Origin of the sequence: Desertimonas flava (genome assembly GCF_003426815.1) — a bacterium.
Taxonomy (GTDB): domain Bacteria; phylum Actinomycetota; class Acidimicrobiia; order Acidimicrobiales; family Ilumatobacteraceae; genus Desertimonas; species Desertimonas flava.
The window spans coordinates 189,263-209,101 of record NZ_QKYK01000002.1 but is presented as its reverse complement, the minus strand read 5'-3'; the positions used below and the strand labels follow the sequence as shown (position 1 = coordinate 209,101).

Annotated in this window: 15 protein-coding genes; 6 read left to right on the top strand and 9 right to left on the bottom strand. The window is 70.0% G+C overall.

The window, feature by feature from the left end:
• Positions 1-75: 75 nt before the first annotated feature.
• From DN771_RS03580 to purH, 3 genes are all read right to left on the bottom strand, one after another.
• On the bottom strand, positions 76-2,643 hold the full coding sequence (locus tag DN771_RS03580; RefSeq protein WP_116995952.1) for an acyltransferase family protein: 2,568 nt from the start codon (positions 2,641-2,643) through the stop codon (positions 76-78).
• A 12-nt stretch (positions 2,644-2,655) separates the two neighbouring features.
• Entirely contained in the window at positions 2,656-3,525 is an 870-nt protein-coding gene (locus DN771_RS03575) for a methylenetetrahydrofolate reductase (protein ID WP_116995951.1), read from the bottom strand.
• A 379-nt stretch (positions 3,526-3,904) separates the two neighbouring features.
• Positions 3,905-5,443 (bottom strand): bifunctional phosphoribosylaminoimidazolecarboxamide formyltransferase/IMP cyclohydrolase, encoded by a 1,539-nt coding sequence (gene purH / locus DN771_RS03570; RefSeq protein ID WP_205528398.1) that lies wholly within the window; start codon positions 5,441-5,443, stop codon positions 3,905-3,907.
• Positions 5,444-5,521: 78 nt separating this feature from the next.
• Between purH and DN771_RS03565 the strand changes: the two genes are divergently transcribed.
• A complete protein-coding gene (locus tag DN771_RS03565; protein WP_162941489.1) occupies positions 5,522-6,112 on the top strand; it encodes a hypothetical protein in 591 nt (196 codons plus the stop codon).
• 94 nt (positions 6,113-6,206) lie between these two features.
• On the opposite strand, the gene sucD is transcribed toward DN771_RS03565, so the two are convergent.
• Together sucD and sucC are read right to left on the bottom strand one after the other, a co-directional pair.
• A complete protein-coding gene (sucD, locus tag DN771_RS03560) occupies positions 6,207-7,103 on the bottom strand; it encodes a succinate--CoA ligase subunit alpha (RefSeq protein ID WP_116995949.1) in 897 nt (298 codons plus the stop codon).
• A gap of 1 nt (position 7,104) precedes the next feature.
• Positions 7,105-8,256, bottom strand: coding sequence for an ADP-forming succinate--CoA ligase subunit beta (gene sucC, locus DN771_RS03555; protein ID WP_116995948.1), 1,152 nt, complete (start codon positions 8,254-8,256; stop codon positions 7,105-7,107).
• 231 nt (positions 8,257-8,487) lie between these two features.
• Between sucC and DN771_RS03550 the strand changes: the two genes are divergently transcribed.
• A complete protein-coding gene (locus DN771_RS03550) occupies positions 8,488-8,994 on the top strand; it encodes a hypothetical protein (protein ID WP_162941488.1) in 507 nt (168 codons plus the stop codon).
• A 17-nt stretch (positions 8,995-9,011) separates the two neighbouring features.
• Here the strand turns inward: DN771_RS03550 and DN771_RS03545 are convergent, their stop codons facing one another.
• From DN771_RS03545 to DN771_RS03535, 3 genes are all read right to left on the bottom strand, one after another.
• On the bottom strand, positions 9,012-9,827 hold the full coding sequence (locus DN771_RS03545) for an alpha/beta hydrolase (RefSeq protein ID WP_116996153.1): 816 nt from the start codon (positions 9,825-9,827) through the stop codon (positions 9,012-9,014).
• A gap of 213 nt (positions 9,828-10,040) precedes the next feature.
• A complete protein-coding gene (locus DN771_RS03540; RefSeq protein WP_116995946.1) occupies positions 10,041-10,478 on the bottom strand; it encodes a flavodoxin family protein in 438 nt (145 codons plus the stop codon).
• A 188-nt stretch (positions 10,479-10,666) separates the two neighbouring features.
• Positions 10,667-13,537, bottom strand: a complete 2,871-nt coding sequence (locus tag DN771_RS03535) for a UvrD-helicase domain-containing protein (RefSeq protein WP_116995945.1) — start codon at positions 13,535-13,537, stop codon at positions 10,667-10,669.
• A gap of 151 nt (positions 13,538-13,688) precedes the next feature.
• On the opposite strand from DN771_RS03535, the gene DN771_RS03530 reads away from it, so the two are divergent.
• Genes DN771_RS03530 through DN771_RS29180 form a run of 4 tightly spaced genes read left to right on the top strand, consistent with a single transcriptional unit; the run spans position 13,689 to position 18,566 of the window.
• Positions 13,689-15,563, top strand: a complete 1,875-nt coding sequence (locus DN771_RS03530) for a clostripain-related cysteine peptidase (RefSeq protein ID WP_162941487.1) — start codon at positions 13,689-13,691, stop codon at positions 15,561-15,563.
• Complete coding sequence (locus DN771_RS03525; protein ID WP_116995943.1) at positions 15,560-16,804, top strand: hypothetical protein; 1,245 nt, start codon at positions 15,560-15,562, stop codon at positions 16,802-16,804. The genes DN771_RS03530 and DN771_RS03525 overlap by 4 nt, the downstream gene beginning before the upstream one ends.
• On the top strand, positions 16,801-17,754 hold the full coding sequence (locus DN771_RS29185; RefSeq protein WP_162941486.1) for a hypothetical protein: 954 nt from the start codon (positions 16,801-16,803) through the stop codon (positions 17,752-17,754). The genes DN771_RS03525 and DN771_RS29185 overlap by 4 nt, the downstream gene beginning before the upstream one ends.
• 44 nt (positions 17,755-17,798) lie before the next feature.
• The gene (locus DN771_RS29180) at positions 17,799-18,566 is read left to right on the top strand and encodes a class II aldolase/adducin family protein (protein WP_162941485.1); all 768 of its coding nucleotides are present in this window, start codon (positions 17,799-17,801) and stop codon (positions 18,564-18,566) included.
• Between the two features lie 49 nt (positions 18,567-18,615).
• Here the strand turns inward: DN771_RS29180 and DN771_RS03515 are convergent, their stop codons facing one another.
• Positions 18,616-19,833, bottom strand: coding sequence for a cytochrome P450 (locus tag DN771_RS03515; protein ID WP_116996152.1), 1,218 nt, complete (start codon positions 19,831-19,833; stop codon positions 18,616-18,618).
• Between the last annotated feature and the right edge of the window lie 6 nt (positions 19,834-19,839).

Here is a 19,839-nt window from a genome sequence, read left to right as displayed (position 1 = left end):
TCAACTCTGGCAGATCGGGCACCGATTGGCCGGGCATGCCAAGCCCCCAGTCAATCGGGACCGGGGACCGCTCCATCAGATTCCGACATGCCGGAACACCAGGTCAGCGTAGAAGCGCCGCCCGTCGGGCGGGAGGTGGATGCCGTCGTCATACAGGCAGTTGCCCTCGCAGTTGGCGACCTCGTTGTTCCAGTCGATGAGCGTGACGTTGCCGTAGATGTCGGGCAACGTGGCGAGCAGCTCGTTGTTGCGCTGCGTCCAGCCGCGATCGGCGTGGACGTTGAGCACGATCACCCGCGGGACACTCGACAGGGCGTCGAAGAAGGCCCGCATCGTGCCCTCGCTGAACGAGCCGTTGGTGCCGAGATGGACGACGACGACGTCGCCGAACCCCCGCTGGGCGGCGAGGGCCTGGACGCTGGGCAGCATGTCGATCATCTGCCGGCTCTGGGCGGCGTCGACGATCACGCCCCGCTCGGCGAGGTTGGGGGCCGCCCCGAGCATCACCGAGTCGCCGATGGCCTGGACCACCGGCGGCACCACGGTCGGCGGGATCGCCGGGATCGTGGTGGTCGACGTCGTGCTCGTGCTGGTGGTCGTGGTCGATGTGGTGGTCGTGGTGGTCGTGGTGGTCGACGTGGTGGTGGATGTGGTGGTGGTCGTCGGCGGAGTCGTGGTGGTCGTCGTCGGCGTGGTCGAGGTCGTCGTCGTCCGGCGCGGCGCCGAGGAGGACGGCCGCACCGCGACGTCGGGCACCTCGGTCGTGTCGGTCAAATCGGTGGGCGCCGAAGTGGTGGTTCGCCGGGGGCGCGTCGTGGCCGTCACGTCGGTCGACTCGGCGACGTCGGTCGACTCGGTGATCTCCGTCGAGTCGGCGCTGCTCGGCGACAGGGTCGGCTCGGTCGACTCGGACACATCGGGGGTGTCGGTGGCCTCCGTCGGCTCCGTCACGTCCGTCGACTCCGTCACGTCCGTCGACTCCGCCACCTCGGTCGACTCCGTCACCTCGGTCGACTCCGTCACCTCGGTCGTCTCCGCCACCTCGGTCGACTCCGCCACCTCGGTCGATCCCGTCACCTCCGTCGATCCCGTCACCTCGGTCGACTCCGTCACCTCCGTCGACTCCGCCACCTCGGTCGATCCCGTCACCTCGGTCGACTCCGTCACGTCGGCCGTCAGCGGCACCCCGCCGGAGGGTTCGCTCGACGCGGCCGGCGGGGACGGCAACGACGAGTCCGGCGGTGCCGGCGGCCGTTCCACGGGCATCAGCGGCGTCACGGCGTCCTCGCCCGCCTCTTGCGACTGCTCGAACTCGGTCGGTTCGAGCTCGGCGGTGGCGATGCTCACACCGGCGAAGCCGAACATCGTGATGCACAGGGCCGACGTGACGGCGATGATGCGCCGCGGCACCGGGTCGCGGTTGCGCTTGAGCCGCCGCCACCATCGTCCGATGTAGCGGCGCCGGATCGGGGTCTCGATCACCTGGTACGAGAACTCCGTGATCACCACCGTGATCGCCATGGCGATGACGAACTCGAACACGGTGAGGCGGTTGCCCGCCACGTCGCGGATGATCTGGTAGATCGGCCAGTGGAACAGGTAGAGCCCGTACGAGCGGGTCCCGATCCAGCGCAACGGACGGATTCCCAGCAGCCGGCCGACGAATGACCCGCCGTGCGTGACGGCCGCCATCACCAGCACCGTCGCCAGGGCCACGGCGATGAGGCCGCCGCGGAACAGCATCGCGTCGCCGCCCCGCGACGTCACGAGGTGCAACTGCCACGCGAGGACGCCCAGCGCGCCGAGACCCACGACCGCCACGATGTCGAGTGCGTGACCGGCCCGGCGCAGCGGGCCCCGCATGATGGCTAGGGGGCGCCAGATCATGGCGAAGGCGGCCCCGATGAGCAGGCCCGTCGACCGGGTGATCGTGGACAGGTACAGCGTGTCGATCCTCGAGATGTCGCGCCCGGCGACATGCCAGTAGGCATTCGGCGTGGCATCCGGTGAGATCTCGCGGCCCGGCTGGAACAGCAGCGCCGTGATCACCGCGATGACGATCGCGGCGAGGAACAGCCACCGGCTGAGGTTGGGGATCCGCCGACGACCTACTCGCAGGAGCACGGCCATGACGAGCGGCCACACGAGGTAGAACTGCTCCTCCACCGCGAGGCTCCACAGGTGCCGCAACGGCGCCCACTCCATTGCCGCGGTGTAGCCCTGGCTGGTCCAGATCTGGTACCAGTTCGACACGTACGTGAGACCGGCGAGGACGTCGCCGCGCAGCCGGCCCAGCTCCTCGCGCCGGAAGATCGCCGTGTACGAGGTGAGGGCGAGGAGGAGGAAGAACAGCGCCGGCAGCAGACGTCTCGCCCGGCGACCCCAGAACTGCCGCAGGCTGATCCGTCCGGTGGACTCGTGCTCGCCGATCAGCAGCAGCGTGATGAGGTATCCCGAGATGACGAAGAAGACCTCGACCCCGATGAACCCGCCGGGCAGCCACCCGTTGTGGGTGTGGTATAGCATGACGGCGACCACCGCCAGCGCACGCATCCCGTCGAGGCCGGGAAGGTACGGGACTTGCGAGATCCCCGACCGCTGCCGGCGGGGCACCGACCGGTCAGTGAGCTCGGGATCGGGCATGGGCAGGCTCCGCTACGAAACCCTCAGCGATGCCAGGCCGAGGTTGGCGTAGATCTCACGCGTGGCCGTCGAACGGTTCATCGTGTAGAAGTGCAGGCCAGGCGCCCCGGCCTCGAGGAGGTCGGAGCACAGCTTCGACGCCAGCTCGACGCCCACCCGGCGAACGTCGGCCGGGTCGTCGTAGCGCTCGACCGCCTCGACGACCCACGCCGGCAGCTCGGCGCCGCTCAGTCGGGCCATGCGGGCGATCTGCTTGGCGTTGGTGATGGGCATGATGCCCGGCAACACCGGTTTGGTGACATCGAGATCCGCCAGCTCGTTGACGAGGTCGACGTAGTGACGGACCTCGAAGAAGAACTGTGTGACGGCGAAATCGGCGGCGGCCAGCTTGGCGGCGAGGTGCCGGCGATCGGCGGCCCGGTCCGGTGACGCCGGGTGCACCTCGGGGTGGGCGGCGACGCCGATCGAGAAGGCGCCGGTGGCGGCCACTTCGGCGACGAGGTCGGACGCGTAGCGGTAGTCGCTCGGACCACGGTCGGCCAGGTCGGCGGGAGGGTCGCCCCCGAGGGCCATGATGTTCTCGACCCCTGCCGCCTGGTAGCCGTCGAGGATGTCGGCGATCTCGGTGCGGACGTGGCCCTGACACGTGAGGTGGGCCATCGGTGTGATCGCCGTCTCCTTGGCCACCCAGTTGACGACGTTGCGGGTGCGCTCGCGCGTGGTGCCGCCGGCGCCGTAGGTGACCGACACGAAGCTCGGCTGCAACGGCTCGAGCTCGGCGATGGTACGGCCCAGCGACAGCTGTGTGGCGTCGTCCTTCGGCGGGAAGAACTCGAACGAGAACGTCCGCCCCGCGCCCAACAAGTCCGCGACCCGAGTCATAGCGAAAAGATGCTACCGACCGTCCACTCGCGCCCCCGGTCAGGGCGACGTCCTGGTGGCGGGTGTCGGCCCGGGTTGGCCTCGCCGAGCGAGGCCAGCCCGGAGATCAGCGCCGCATGCGAGCGCACGTGCCGGGGCCAGCGGAGCCCGGCGCGGCTGTGTGACGGTTCGAGCAGCAGCTTGGAGCGGAGCGTGGAGCCGGACGCCTGGACGCGCGACGGTCGGAGCATGATGTCGGAGCCTTTCATGCCCTGCCGCCACGGGTATGTCTCAAACGGTACTTCTCAGGAGCGTTGTTCCCGGACCCACCCGGACCGATGCCGTCAGATTGGTGACGTTGAACACACGTCCAATCGATCGCCTGATCGTCCGTACCGTATCAATGACGGAAGTGTCGTTCGCCCGTCATGATCATCGCGATGCCGTGCTCGTCGGCCGCCGCGATGACGTCGTCGTCGCGGATGCTTCCGCCGGGCTGGATCACGGCTGTGATCCCCGCCTCGGCGACCACGTCGAGGCCGTCACGGAACGGGAAGTAGGCGTCGCTCGCGCACACGCCACCGGCGGCGCGCCCGTCGGCGCGGCGGGCGGCGATGCGGGCCGAGTCGACGCGGTTCTGCTGACCGGCGCCGATCCCGAAGGCCTGCTGGACGCCGTCGCCGTCGGAGTGGCAGTAAACGATCGCATTGGAGCTGACCGCCGCGCAGACCACCCACGCAAAGGCGAGGTCGGCTGACTGCTGCTCGGTCGGCTGTGCCGTGGTGGGGACCGTCCACGACGTGGGATCGACCGTGATCGGGTCGGGCTGCTGCACGAGCAGTCCTCCGTCGATGGGCCGCATGTCGAACGGGAGCGGCGCCGGCGACGAGGCCGAGAGGACGCGGAGGTTCTTGCGTGCCGTGAGCACGTCGATGGCGCCGTCGGCGTAGGCCGGGGCGACGACGACTTCAGTGAACACCGGAGCCAACGCCTCGGCCATCTCGACGGTCACCTCGCCGTTGACCGCGACGATGCCGCCAAAGGCGCTCACGGGGTCGCACTCGTTGGCCCGGACGTACGCCGTGGTGATGTCACCGGCGACGGCGACCCCGCAGGGGTTGGCGTGCTTGACGATCACGCAGGCCGGACGGTCGAAGCGGTGGACGAGGCGCCAGGCCGCTTCGGCGTCGAAAAGGTTGAGGTAGCTCAGCTCCTTGCCGCCGAGCTGCACGGCCGAGTCCCACCAGCCCGTCGCGCCGTCGAACCGGTAGCGGGCACCGGTCTGATGAGGGTTCTCGCCGTAGCGGAGGGTCTGCACCTTCGACAGGGACAGGTCGATGCGCTCGGGCAGATCACGTGCGGGGACCGCGTCGGCCTCGACGGCTTCGTTCTCATCGGCGAGCCACGCGGCGATCTCGGCGTCGTAGGCCGAGGTCCGCGTGAACGCCTTGCGGGCGAGCGTTCGCCGCGTCGCCAGGCTGATCTCGCCCGACGCGGCAACCTCGTCGAGCACTGTCGCGTAGTCGGCGGGGTCGACGACGACGCCGACGTGGGCATGGTTCTTCGCCGCCGCCCGCACCATCGCCGGGCCGCCGATGTCGATCAGCTCGATGCCCGGATCAGAGGCGAACGGGTAGAGGTTGACGACGACGAGATCGATCGCCTCGATGCCGTACTGCTGCATCTCGGCGACGTGGGTCGCGTCGTCGCGGTCGGCGAGGATGCCGCCGTGCACGTTCGGGTGCAGCGTGACGACACGGTGGCCGAGGATGGCCGGCAGCCCGGTCAGTTCGGCGACATCGGTGACGGGTACGCCCGTCGCCGCGACGGCTGCGGCCGTGCCTCCGCTCGAGAGGATCCGCCAGCCGGCGGCATGAAGCCCCGCTGCGAGGTCGGTGATCCCGGTCTTGTCGTACACGGACAGCAGCGCAGTGGGCACGTCAGGCGAGGGTAGCCACGGGCCACGCACGGGTCGTTATCCCTGAACAGAAAGTGAACGCGAAGTACCGTGACGCACGTGGACACCAAGTGCTTCAAACTCCCCGACTGGCTGATCGTCGGCGGCGGCGCCGTCGTGTTCCTCTTCGGGTTCTTCGACTGGTTCGACACCGGGAGCATCAGCTCCAGTGCCTTCAAGTTCACGCTCACCGGGGTGTTCCCGTGGCTGCTCATCGTGGGGACGGCGCTGCTCACGTTCCAGATCCGTACCGGCATCCTCACCGTCCGCAAGTGGCCGTGGCCGACGATCTTCCTGTTCGCGACCGGTATCGCCGTCATCCTGCTGCTGGTGCGCGTCATCATCGGCGCCGAGGCGGGTGACTTCATCAGCGGGGCCGGCGGCGCCAATGTCGGCCGCAAGTTCACGCTGTGGCTGAGCTTCTTCGGTGGGCTGGCCGCCGCCGCGGGCTCGTTCCTGAGCTTCATCGCGTCCGGCGGCACCGTCAACGACCTCCCGCTGGTGGGCCGCATCCGGGCCGCCCGTCAGAGCACCGGGCCCAAGACGTCCACGCCTCCCGACGGCCGGTCGACCGGCGATGCCGGCGCTCGCCGCCTCCCCGCCGCCGAGCAGGACCGCCCCTTCGACGTCGACGACGACACCGGCTTCTAGTCACCACCCCACGTTCCTGTACTGATTTCGTCCCGTAGGCGGGCCAGAACCAGTACAGGAAGTCAGGGGTGGGTGCTTGTTGTGCGTCGTGCGATCAGAGACCCTTGACGATCTCGGCCATCAGCTCGCCGGCCTCGGTCGGGTTGAGTCCGACCTTCACGCCGGCGGCGCGCAGGGCGTCCATCTTCCCCGCCGCGGTGCCCTTGCCGCCCGACACGATGGCGCCGGCATGGCCCATCTTCTTGCCGGCCGGCGCGGTGACGCCGGCGATGTAGGCGCTCATCGGCTTGGTCACGTTGGCCGTGATGTACTCGGCCGCCTCTTCCTCGGCCGACCCGCCGATCTCGCCGATCATGATGATCGCGTTGGTCTCGGGGTCCTCCTGGAAGCGGCTCAGGCAGTCGATGAAGTTCGTGCCCGGCACCGGGTCACCGCCGATGCCGACACACGTCGACACGCCGATCCCCTTCTGCTTGAGCTCGTACAGCGCCTGGTACGTCAGCGTGCCGGAGCGGCTGACGATGCCGACGTTGGGGCCGTTCTCGCTGGGCAGCTCGGCGATCTCACCGGCCGTGATGCCGATGTTGCACTTCCCCGGGCTGATGATGCCGGGGCAGTTCGGGCCGAGCAGATGCGTGTCCGGGAAGTCCCGCACCAGCGTGTTGTAGACCTTGGCCTCGTCCTGGGCCGGGATGCCCTCGGTGATGCAGACGACGAAGCCGATGCCGGCGGCAGCCGCCTCGAGGATGGCCGCCGGGGCCGCCTTGGGCGGCACGGCGATGAACGAGGCGTTGGCCCCTGTGGCGGCGACGGCGTCGGCGACGGTGTCGAACACGGGGATGCCGTCGACGTCCTGGCCGCCCTTGCCCGGCGTCACGCCGCCGACGACCTGGGTGCCGTAGTCACGGTTGCGCAGGCCGTGGAACTTGCCCTGGCCGCCGGTGAGGCCCTGGACGATGACCTTGGTGGAGGCGTCTACGAAGATCGCCATGTCAGTTTCCTCCTGCGATCGCCACCGCTTCGCGGGCGGCATCGAGCATCGTCGGCTTCGAGATGAGTTGTTCGGGCGGGATGCCGGCGGCGGCGAGGATCTCGCGGCCCTCCTCGGCGTTGGTGCCGTCGAGGCGGATCACGATCGGGGCCCGCAGGGCGACCCGGCTGAGCGCCTCGACGATGCCCTTGGCGACTTCTTCGCCGCGGGTGATGCCGCCGAAGATGTTGATGAAGATCGACTTGACCTTCTCGTCGTGGTTGATCACGTCGAGCGCCGCGGCCATCACGTCGGCGTTGGCGCCGCCGCCGATGTCGAGGAAGTTGGCGGCCGAACCACCGACCTGGTTGACCACGTCGAGCGTGCTCATCGCCAGGCCGGCGCCGTTGGCGATGATGCCCACCGTGCCGTCGAGGCCGATGTACTGCAGGTCCCTGTCCTTGGCCATGCGCTCACGGTCGTCGAGCACCTCGATCGCCGAGTACTCCTCCCATTCCGGGTGACGGAAGGCGGCGTTGCTGTCGAGGCTCACCTTGGCGTCGAGCGCGTGCACCTCGCCGGTGGGCTTGAGGATCAGCGGGTTGATCTCGGCCAGGTCGCAGTCGCCGGCGGTGAAGCAGTCGTAGAGCTTGACGAGGATGGAGGCGACGCCGTCGAGCGCCCGCTCGGGGATCTTGGCGTCGATCGCGGCCTGGCGCGCCGTCTCGACGCTGAGCCCGTCGACGGGGTTGACGTGGAGCTTGACGATGGCGTCGGGGTTGGTGACGGCCACCTCCTCGATCTCCACGCCGCCCTCGGCCGACAGCATCAGCAGGTGCTGCTTGGCGGCCCGGTCGAGCGTGAAGCTGGCGTAGTACTCCTCCTCGATGTCGGAGGCGTTCTCGATCCAGAGGCGCTCGACGGTGTGGCCCTTGATGTCCATGCCGAGGATGTTCCCGGCGTGGAGGCGCACCTCGTCGGCGTCGTTGGCGAGCTTGATGCCGCCGGCCTTCCCGCGGCCACCGACCTGTACCTGGGCCTTGACGACCACCGGGTAGCCGGCGGCGTCGGCCTGGGCGACCGCCTCGTCCACGGTGTCGGCGACACCGCCCGGACTCACCGGAATGCCGAAACGGGCGAAGTACTGCTTGCCCTGGTACTCGAAGAGATCCACTTGTCCGGACCCAACCTTTCTCGCTGCGGTTGCCGTGCTGTGATTGCCGGCACGCGTCGGGGCAGAGAGCCCTGGGCGCTGTGCCGGGGCGAGGTTAGTGGGGCGTGGTTCTGCGGGCGAACTGACCCGCTCGTTCTCGGTGGATCCGACCGCTCACGCCACGTGAAACCGGTCACCTTCCAGCGCCGCCTGCCTCGCACGGTCGATCGACGCGGGTCCTACCCTGGCGTCGTGAATCTCGTCCGGCCCACCACGCCGCTGGGACGCGCCGTCGTTCCCGTCGCCGGGGGCATCCTCCTCATCGCCGCCATCTTCGGCGCGACGTGGGGAGTCGCCGCGTGGATCTCACGAGGCGGCGCAGAGTCCACCGAGCGCCTGGCGCCGAGCACCGTGTCGATCGGCTCGGTCGTCAACGTCGCCGAGGAGATCGACGAGGACGGGCCGCTGCTCTTCCCCGATCTCCACACGACCGTCGGCGACCGCACGCTTGTGCTCGATCACACGGGAACCGACGTGACCGAGGGGTGGCGCGTCTACTGGGCGTTCCCGGCGGACCGCGACTCGTCGTGCCTCGTCGAGCAGCTCAAGGGGACCGACCGCTTCACCGACTGCGACGGGCGCGAGATCGGCGTCGACGAGCTCGAGGTGCCGACGACCGCATGCCCGATCGTCGAATCCCGCGAGACGATCTCCGTCGGCCTCCGCCTCGAGGTGTGCCAGCAGTACACCACCCGCTGACGGGCGCCTCCGGCCGATCAGCTGCCGACGGCCGAGGTCGCCCAGCTCAGCGCGTAGTCGGCGACCTCCTCCCAGCCGGCCTGTCCGACGACGTTGTGCGTGCGGCCGTCGAACTCCCTGAACTCCGCCGGCGTTGCGGCCTTGCGGTACTTGCCGGCGTTCTCCTTGTTCACGCTGGCCGGGACGATGTGGTCGGCGCCACCGGCGATGAACAGCAGCGGCGCCCGGTCGGCCTTGCGGTAGTCGACGCTCGTCGGCCACTTGCGGCCGAACGTGAAGTTGGCCAGGCCCGCCTGGAAGAGGGGGCGACCGGGGGCGGGGATGTGCAACCGGTCCCACACCCCCTGCGACTCCTCGGCCGACAGTGAGTTGGTGAAGGCGTAGTGGAACTGCTTCGGCGTGAGTCCCACCGTGCGGCCCCGGTTCAACGGGTTCTTCAGCACGGGGAAGGCCGCCCGCAGGGTGGACAGCGGCAGCCGCATCACGCCTCTCGTCTGCGCCGAGTGGATGGCGACGCCGGCGACGCCGAGCCCTCGCGACAGCAGCACCTGGGTCAGCAGCCCGCCGAAGGAATGGCCCATGATGATCGGCGCGCGGTCGAGACCGCGGATGATCGTCTCGTAGTGGTCGGCCACCTCCTTGACGCCGAGACCGGCGAGCACCGACGGATCGGCGCGGACGGCGTCGACGCCCTCGGGGCCGGGACCGACTCCCGGCCAGCCGGGGACGACGACCTCATGGCCGGCGGCCCGGAACCGCTCGGCCCAGCCCTCCCAGCTCAGCGGGGTCATCCACAGTCCGTGGATCAGCACGATCGGGGCGACGTCGGACATCACAGCTCCCTCTGTCGGGTGAGGTCAGACGTGCGTCGGGACCCGAACCCACGGCGCACGACATGTTCCCCGTCGGCGCCGGTGCCGTCGGTCCCCGCATCGTCGCAGGTGTGGAGGCGCGCCGCCACCGATTCTCGGCCGCGTCGCGTCGTCTCGTACCGCCGGGATCCCTCCGGGCCGTTCGGTCGGTGCCTCTCGTTCCCGCCGGGGCAACTAAACGGTCGCCGCGTCGAAGGCGTCGACGAGACGGGTGGTCAGGATCTCGCTGTGCTCTTCGAGCTTGAAGCGGTTGAGGGCGAGGCCACCGAGCACGTTGGCGCCGGTGGCCTCGACGGCGCCGGTGAGCTTGTCGAGGCTGCGGCCGGGGTTGAGACCGAACGTGCAGAACACGGCCGAGCGCTTGTTGCGCATCGTCGGCAGGCTGGAGATGTTGGACACCGCCCACGGCGTCTGGCCGACGACGAACAGGCCGTGCACCCACGTGCCGACGACGACGAGGTCGGCGTCCTGGATGGACGCGAGGTCGGGCTGCTTGACCTTGGACAGACCGGTGATCGACCACCCGTACTGGCTCAGACCGTCGGCCACCAGCTCGGCCGCTCTCCACGTGTTGCCGGTCAGGCTCTCGATCACCAGGGCTGCCTTCGTCATAGCCCAGAAATCTAGGTCGTCACTGCGTCCGGAGGGTATTTACCCACCGCCCACCGACGACCGGAGGGTACCTACCCCACCGAAGCGTCAGGTAGGTACCCTCCGGTCGCCACGGTGGGCAAATACCCTCCCGTTCTTCCGGCCCGCTCCTGAGCCGACCGGCGGACGGGCCTGAGCAGACGGACGGGCTACTTCTTGCGGAGCGGAGCGAACGACAGCGAGAGGTGCTTGATGCCGACGCCCTTGAAGTTCACCGTCGCCTCGATGTCGCTGCCACGACCGCGGACCTCGAGCACCACGCCCTCGCCGAACGCCGGATGCTCGACGTCGTCACCGATTCGCAGCTGCACGGCAGTGGGGTCGGACGGCTCGACGGCGCTGGCGCTGCGCCCGGCGCTCATCGCCGCTTCCACCACCCGGTCGCGGTGGGCGTCGGACCGGGACTGATCGGTGTAGCGCGATCCGCCACCGCCGCGGCGGTACGGCGGCAACGAGCCGCCCCGATCGCGTGGCCGCAGGCTCTGGCGCCCGTACGACGACCGGCCCGACGCGTTGCCCTGCGTCTGCACCAGCTCGGCGGGGATCTCCTCGAGGAAGCGCGACGGCGGGTTGTACTGCGTGTTGCCGAACAGCATCCGGCTCCACGCATGCACCAGGAAGAGGCGCTGACGGGCGCGAGTGATGCCGACGTAGGCCAGGCGTCGCTCCTCCTCCATCTCGTCGGGGTTGTCGAGGGCCCGGCTGCTCGGGAACACGCCGTCCTCCATCCCGACGATGAACACGACCGGGAACTCGAGACCCTTGGCCGCGTGCAACGTCATGAGGACCACCTGGTCCTCGGCCTCCTCGGGGATCTCGTCGGTGTCGGCGACGAGCGACACCTGCTCGAGGAACTCGTCGATGCGGGTGAACTGGGCCGCCGAGCCGATCAGCTCCTCGAGGTTCTCGATGCGGCCGGCCGATTCGACCGTGTTCTCGGCCTGCAGTTCGCCGAGGTAGCCGGAGCCCTCGAGGGCGGCCTGGAGGATCTCGGCCGGCCCGTTGTCGGTGACGCCCTCGAGCTCGAGGACCCCGCCCAGCTCGCCGGCCCGCGCGGCCAGCGAGTCCATCAGCTCGACGAACGACGCCAGACCGCGCACGGCCGGTCCGGTGACGCCGGCCAGCTCGCTGTGGCGCATGGCGTCGAAGAAGCCCCGCCCAGTCTCGGCGGCGTAGGCGTCGAGTTTGGCCACGCTGGCGTCGCCGATGCCGCGCTTGGGGACGTTGAGGATGCGCTTCACGCTCACCTCGTCGGACGGGTTGACCACCGCCCGGAGATACGCCATGGCGTCGCGGATCTCGCGCCGGTCGTAGTAGCGCGTGCCGCCGACCACCTTGTACGGCACGCCGAGGCGCATGAACGCCTCTTCAACCGAACGGCTCTGGGCGTTCGTCCGGTAGAGCACCGCCATGTCCCGCCAGTTCATCGCGTCGGTGTTGCGCAGATCGTGGGCGGTCGCGGCGACGTAGCGGGCCTCGTCGCCTTCGTCCTCGGCGAAGAACCGCACGATGCGATCGCCCTTGCCCGTGTCGGTCCACAGGTTCTTCGGCCGCCGCTCGACGTTGTTGGCGATGACAGCGTTGGCGGCGTCGAGGATGTTCTGCGTGCTGCGGTAGTTCTGGTCGAGCACGACGGTGGTCACCTCGTCCTCGAACGCATCCTCGAACTGCAGGATGTTCCGGAAGTCGGCGCCCCGGAAGGCGTACACGGAGTTGTGCACCAGCACCCCGTTCGCGACGTACGTGTGATGCGGCTCGACCTGAAGGTCGAACACCGGCCCTCTGAACGGCTCGTGCGTCACGTCGACCACCGTGCCCTCGACGAGCTCTTCACCACGGGCGACGAGCAGCGGCGTGCCCGGTTCCAGCTCGGCCGCGCCGAGCTCGACCCACGGCGCGATCAACGCCGCCGCCGGCCGATCGGCCGTAACAGATGGTGCCTGGCACCATCTGTTACCGGTCAGGATGGGGATGCGGTGCTCCGCCGTCGCACGAAGCGTCGCCACGCCAGCGGGACCGAGCACCGTCACCGTCACGAGTGGACCGGCGCTCTCGCCGCGATGCACGTGGGCGATCGTTCCGACCGCGGCACCGTGGCCGTCACCACCGACGACCTGGTCACCGATGGAGAGCTTCTCGATGGGCACGTCGCCGTGCGGGGTGCGGATCATCGTGCCCGCCGGCAGGCACTGGTCGGTGTCGCCCACCACGGTGACGTTGCCGTGGCCGGCGGCGAGCATGAGGATGATCTCGTTCTGCGCCTGGTTGGTGTCCTGGTACTCGTCGACGAGGATGTACTGGAAGCGCTGTTGATACTGGGCCAAGACGTCAGGATGGAGCCGGAACAGGGCGACGGTGTTGCCGAGCAGATCGTCGAAGTCCATCGCACCGGCGGCTCGCAGCCGGGCCTGGTACTCGGCGTAGACCTCGGCCTGCTTGCGGCCGAAGATGTCGGCCGACGCCGCCTTGTTGGCGGCGGCCGCCGGATCGATCAGCTCGTTCTTCCAGCGGCTGATGGCCCCCATGACGCCACGCGGGGTGAACCGTTTGGAGTCGAGGCCCAGATCGCGGATGACGTAGCCAGTGAGCCGGGTGGCGTCGGCCTGGTCGTAGATGGAGAACTGGCGGGGAAAGCCGAGGCGGTCGGCGTGGGCGCGCAGGATGCGCACACAGGCCGAGTGGAACGTCGACACCCACATCGTGCGCGAGACGGGCCCGACGAGGTCGGCGACCCGGCGGCGCATCTCGTCGGCCGCCTTGTTGGTGAACGTGATGGCGAGGATCGACGACGGGCGGGCCCCCTCGTGGATGAGGTGGGCGATGCGGTGGGTGAGCACCCGCGTCTTTCCCGAGCCGGCGCCCGCCACCACCAGCAGCGGCCCGCCGGTGTGCACGACTGCGTCGAGCTGGTCGGGATTGAGCCCGTCGAGTGGCGAGGGGCCGTGGTGAGCGGTCGCGTCGTCGTGCTCCGGGCGGCCCGGCGGGTCGGATGCGGCCGGCTCGGCTCTCTGATCAGTCATGGCGAACTCATCCTAAGGAAGCCCCGTCACATGGTTTGATGTGCGCGGGCCGATGTCGGCCGAAGCCATCGACGCAGTCAAGGACGACAGACAGGTACGACAGGCCCGACCGCACCTCGGTCGGCAACGAGGAGTGGATCGAACGATGCCGATGAGTAGGGGTTGGGCCGCCGCTGCGGTGCTCGCCACGGCGGTCTCGGGTGTGGCGGCGTCACTGCCGTGGTCGCCGCGCGCCGAGGCCCAGCTGGCGCCGGGCTGGCACACGCTCGTGTACACCGTGAACGACTCCTCGTCGGACCTGCCCCTGGGCACGGACATCGACGAGATGGTGACGGCCAGCCGCTCGGGGGCCACGTTCACGGTCTACATCGACAGCTCCGAAGCGACGTGGTCGACGTCGCAGGCCGTGCAGAACACCGGCGACGCCATCGTGGTCGAGATCGCCGGCGGGACGGCGACGGTCGTCCAGCAGCTCGGTGAGGTCGACAGCGGCAGTCCCGACACGCTCGCCTGGTTCATCGCCGACTCGCTCGGCCGCCACCCGGCCCAGCGGATCGGGCTCGTCATCTGGGACCACGGGCTCGGATGGCGTGGCATCGCCTTCGACGAGGACGTCACCAACGACGGGCCGACCCGCAACACCACCTACATCGACGCCGCCGAGCTCGGCCACGCCATGGAGACCGGCTTGGCGGCGGCGGGACGCGACAAGTTCGACCTGTTGACACTCGATGCCTGCCTGATGGCGACGTACGAGATCGTGTCCGAGGTGGCCGGCGGCGCCCGTCACCTCATCTCCTCCGAGGAGCTGGTCCCCGGCCTCGGCCTCGACTACGAGTCGTTCTCGGTGTTCGCCAGCGCCCCCGACGCCGACATCGTCTCCACGTTCGGCGCCCTCGCCGACGGCTTCCTCGCCGACATCCGGGAGGAGGCCCCGAGCCAGGCCGACATGACCACGCTCAGCTTGATCGACCTCGGTCAGGCCGCGGCGCTGGGCGGCGCCCTCACCTCGTTCAGCACGGCCGCGGCCGCCGACGTCGGGGCCAACCCGGCGGCGTATCTCGCGGCCGCGGGTGCGGGCTGGCAGTACGGCACGAGCGGCGGCTTCTGGCCCGGCTTCTTGGACCTCGGCGAGTTCCTCCACGGGCTCGACGGGATCGGGCCTCAGGCCCTCGCAGCCCGCGACGCGCTGCTCGCCACGCTCGACGCCGCCGTGCTCGCCCAGGTCGGCAGCCCCACCTACGCCGAGGCCACGGGCATGACCGTGTACTTCCCGATCGAGCCGCGCGACTACCACGCGTCGTACGAGCAGCAGCCGACGTCGCAGGCCTGGCGGCCGTTCCTGTCGGCGTTCTACGACGCCCAGGCTCAGGTGGTGCTCAACAGCGACATCGGCTTCACGGCCGAGTCGATCTCGGTGTCCCGGCCCACCGGGGCGCCCGAGGGCTGGTACCTGCTCGACGCGCCGGTGACGGCGAACTTCACCGGGACGGTCGAGCTCCTGGCCGCCCGTCCCGACAGCGCCGGCAACCTGACGTTCTTCGAGCTCGACTCCGGCACGGTGCAGGGTGGCCGGGCCACGGTGACGCTGCTGCCCACGCTCACCACCATCTCCGACGGCGTCAACGCGGCCGTTCCCTTCACGCGCTACGTCACCACGGCGACCGGCTCCCACGGCTACTCCGAGTTCACGCTGCAGCGCGCCGACGGCACCATCGCCAACCTCAACTGGGACCGCACCGTCGATGCCGCCTCGGGTCCGTTCACGATCCTCGACCCGGTCGGAACCGTGGTCGGCTACGCACCGCAACCCGGCGACACGGCCTACCCGATCGTGATGATCCAGCGCCCCGGCGCCGCACCGGTTCGTGAGGCCACGACACCGGCGCTCGACCTGTCGAGGCCGTGGACCGTCACCGACGTCCCGATCCCCGACGGCCAACCGGTGTACGTGCAGCTCCGGCTCACCGACGCCGCGGGCACCGTGGTCGACTCGCTCGACGGCTACTTGACGGTGGGCCAGTGAGCGACGCCACGATGAACGCCCGAACCTGCGCCCGGTGCAAGTCGGCGCAGCCCGCCGCGGCTCGCTACTGCCATCGCTGCGGCCACGACCACCTCGACGCGCGCCCGATCGAGGACCGCCGCCGGCGTCTACGCGACGAGCGAGCCGGCGCCTACGTGGTCCGGCCCAAGGAACGGGTGCGCTCGATCAATCCGGTGACCGCCCTGCTCCCGCTGTCCAACGCCGCCGGGGTGCGCGCGTACGAGTGGGCATTCGCAGCCGGCCTCGTCGTCCCCCTGGTCGCCGTGCTCGCCGGCTGGGTGCCCTTCGCCCTCGTCGCCGCGGCCCTCGCCGTGCCCGCCGTGTTCACGCTGTACCTCTACGACGTCAACGAGTGGGACGACCAGCCCGTGCCCGTGGTCCTCGGCTGCATCGCCGTCGCCGGCGCCCTCGGCGCCGTCGCCATCCGGCTGATCGACGCCACACTCCTCGACGCCGCCGACAAGGTCGGCCTCGAGCGCCTGTCCAGCGACTCGTTCGACACCCGCACCGTCGCCGTCCTCGGCGTCGTCGCTCCGCTCGTTGCCGTCGTCCTGGCGCTGGCGGTGCCGCTGGTCCTTGCGTCCCGGCCGCGGTTCGACGACATGATCGACGGGCTGACGTTCGGCGCCGTCGCCGGCGCCGCGTACGCCGCGGGCGAGACGCTGATGATGCATCGTGGCGTGATCGACGGCCTCGTCGGCGACGGCGGCCCCGGGCGCGGCGACGCCGCCCTGTGGTTGTCGATCGTGGCCAACGCGGCCATCGTCAAGCCGCTCGTCTACAGCACCGCCCTCGCCATCGCGGCGGCCGGATTCTCCGGCATCGGCCCCGGCTACGACGGCTTCGGACGGCGGTTCGCCACGAGCCTCGGCGTGGCCGCCTCGGCGATGCTGGCCTATGGCCTGGGTGTGGCGGTGACGGGTGAGATCGGCGGCGCGCCGGGCGCCGCCCTCGGACTGGCCTGGGGTGTCGTCGTCGCCGGCGGGCTGATCGTCACCCTCCGCACGAAGCTGCATCTCGGGGTGCTCGAGGCGGCGCTCGAGGCAGCACGGGGCCGTCCCAACCGCCACGAGGTACGCGGTGAAGCGCACTGCGGTGAGTGCGACATGTTCCTCGCCCCGCTCGCCCTGTTCTGCAGCGCGTGCGGCACGTCGGTGCGCGCCACGTCGAAGCGCCGTCAGCACGACAACGTACGAGCGAACGTGGGAGCGCCGTCATGAACCAGCCGCCCACTCCCCCGATGCCCCCACAGCAACCGGCACCCGGCGTCAACGGGACGAGCGACGTCGGTGCCCCCGGCCGGGTGCGCCCGCGCCTGGTCGTCGCCATCGTCGTGGCTGCGGTGATGCTCGCCGGCATCGCCGGGCTCGTCGTCGCGGCGGTCGCCGGCAACGACGACTCGCCGTCGTCCGACCGCCTGGAGGCGCCACTCGACATCGACGGACCCGCCGTCGCCACCGGCTCGCCCGACGCCCCCACGATGGGCACCGTCGTCGTCGAGGCGGCACCGCGACCGCCGTTGCCACTGAATGGATCGACCGGCGACGAACCGGTGGGCGACGAGCCAGGGGGTGACGAGGGTGTCGTCGTACCGGTCGACTCGATCGACTCCCCGACCGACGAGGCGGAGCTTCCCCCACTCGGAAGCACACCCGTCGAGCTGCCCGACCTGGTCCCGCCGCCCCCGGCCGTGACGACGGCGGATGCGTCGTCGATCGGCGAGCTCTCCCCCGCCTCGATCGACTCGCTCGCCGGATGGGACGTCGTCGAGCAGCGCGCCGACTACGCGGCGTTCACCGACGGAACGGTGATCGTCGAGCTGTTCGCGATCGATGTCGCCGCCGATGCCTCACCGACCGACGCCGGGATCGTCCTCGCCCGGTTCCTCGACGACCAGATGTCGGGGGCCGAGCGCGTCACGGTGTCGGAGGCGGCGCCGCTCGGCGCGTCTCGCCCCGAGTACACGAGCGTCGCCGGTGCCGAGTACGTGGCGGTGGCAGCGAGCCAGCAGGGAACCCGGACGCTGTCGGGCGCGGCGGTCGCGGCGATCGCCGGGCCCGACGCGGCGGTCGTGGTGACGACGAGCCGCGACGGCCGCGCGTCGGCCGGCGAGCTGGCGGCCGACGCCGAGCTGATCCAGGCCGTGCTGGCCCACGTCGACGTCGCCTGAACCAGACAGGCGCGCACTCGGTACTGTCGCTCGCAGGAGGACGCATGACCAGCACGCTGCACGACCAACCGGACCTCTCCGCCTCGACCGCCTTCGGCGCCTCCGCCGAACGCGACGACGCGCGCCGTCGCTTGGCGGCGGCCTTGCGCATGTTCCACGAGCTCGACTTCGACGAGGGCGCAGCCGGGCATCTGAGCGTCCGTGACCCGCTCGATCCGGAGCTGTTCTGGATCAATCCCGACGGCGTGCCGTTCGAGCTGATCACCGCGGCCGACCTCGTACTCTCCGACCGGGTTGGCAACGCGGTGGGTGGGGGTGACGGGGCACCCAGCCCGTCGGCGTGGCGTCTCCACGCCGCCGTCTACGGCGCGTGCCCCGATGTCAACAGTGCGATGCACGCCCACCCCGTCGCGACCAAGGCATGGGCGGCGGTCGGTCGCCTGCTCGATCCGATCAACCAGGAGGCGTGCATCTTCTACGGCTGTCACTCGGTGTTCGAGGACTACGACGGGCCGTTCTCCGGGGGCGACGAGGCCGGCAAGGTGGCCGCCGCGGTCGGGGGAACCAACATCGCCGTCGTCCTCGCCAACCACGGCCTGCTCACCGTCGGCCGGACGGTGGGCTCGGCCGCCTACCGCTTCATGATCTTCGATCGCTCCGTGCGGGTCCAGATCCTCGCCGAGCAGGCCGGCACTCCACGGCGCGTCCGCCATGAGGTGGCGTCGGCCCTCGCCGGCTCGGAGGACCACTGCACCTCGAGCTTCGAGCCGATCTACCGCTCGTTGCTCGCCCGCTCTCCCGACATCGGTTGAGAACGCCCCGGGGCGAGAGCGACGCCGGCAACCCTCATCGATTTGCTCCTCAGGCTGGCGCGAGGACCCGCAGCGGGAGCCGTCGCGGCCCACGGATCTGGCCGGCGCTCCAGATGACACCGTCGCCGGCCGGGTCGTCGAGCTCGAAGTCCGGAATGCGGGCGAGGAACTCCTCGACGGCCACGCGCAGTTCCAGGCGGGCGAGATTGGAGCCCAGACAGCGGTGGATACCGAGCCCGAACGCGGCGTGACGGTTCTCGGCGCGGTCGATCACCACCTCGTCGGCGCGATCGAACACCGTCGGGTCGCGGTTGGCCGCCGGGAACGGCAGCAGGACCCAGTCGTCGACCTTCATCGGGCAGCCGTGGAAGTCGTGATCCTTGGCGACCATGCGGGCCATCGTCACCGGGGCATAGGCCCGGAGGAGCTCCTCGATGGCCATGGGCATCAGCTCGGGCTCGGCCACCAGCCGCTTGCGGTCGTCGGGGTGGGTGGCGAGGTGCCACAGGCTGGAACCGATGGCGCTCCACGTGGTGTCGATGCCGGCGAGGAGCAGCAGCACGATCGAGCCGCGTACGTGGTCGGCGCTGAGCGGCTCGCCGAACAGCTCGACGTCGAGGAGGTAGTTGATCAGCCCGCCGTCCGGATGCTCGACGTGCGCGGCCACCTGCACGTCGAGATAGGCGTCGAGCTCGTCGAAGTACCCCTGGCGCACCTCCGGCGGCTGGTTGACGTTCTCCAGCAGATTGTGCACGAACCGGCGGAACAGGTCGTCGTCGCCCTCGGGAAGCCCGAGCATGCGGCCGATCACCGCGGTGGGGATGTGCTGCGCGTACTGCGTGGCGGCGTCGATGGTGGTGGCGCCGTCGGCCAGGGCGTCGTCGAGCCGCTCGCGGCACAGCCGGCGGACCTCGGGCTCCCAGGGCTCGATCTGCTTCGGCGCGAACGGAGGCAGCAGCAGGCGGCGGGCGTGATGGTGGAACGGCGGATCGCTGGTGATCGGTGGTGCCCCGCCGATGGGCGCCTCGGCCTCGATCTCCTCGGCGGTCGAGACCACGACGGCCCTGCTCGTGAAGTGGTCGGTGTCGTAGGCGATCTCCGAGACCAGTTCGTGAGTCAGCGGGGCCCACATGCCGCCGTAGCGGTCGGTGTGGGCGATGGGACAACCGCCGTCGACGAGTCGCCGCCAGACGTCGTGCGCCTGCCGGTTGTAGTCGGGGTCGGCGTGATCGAAGTCGGTCGCCCAGTCCTCGACCGGTCCGTACATCGATGT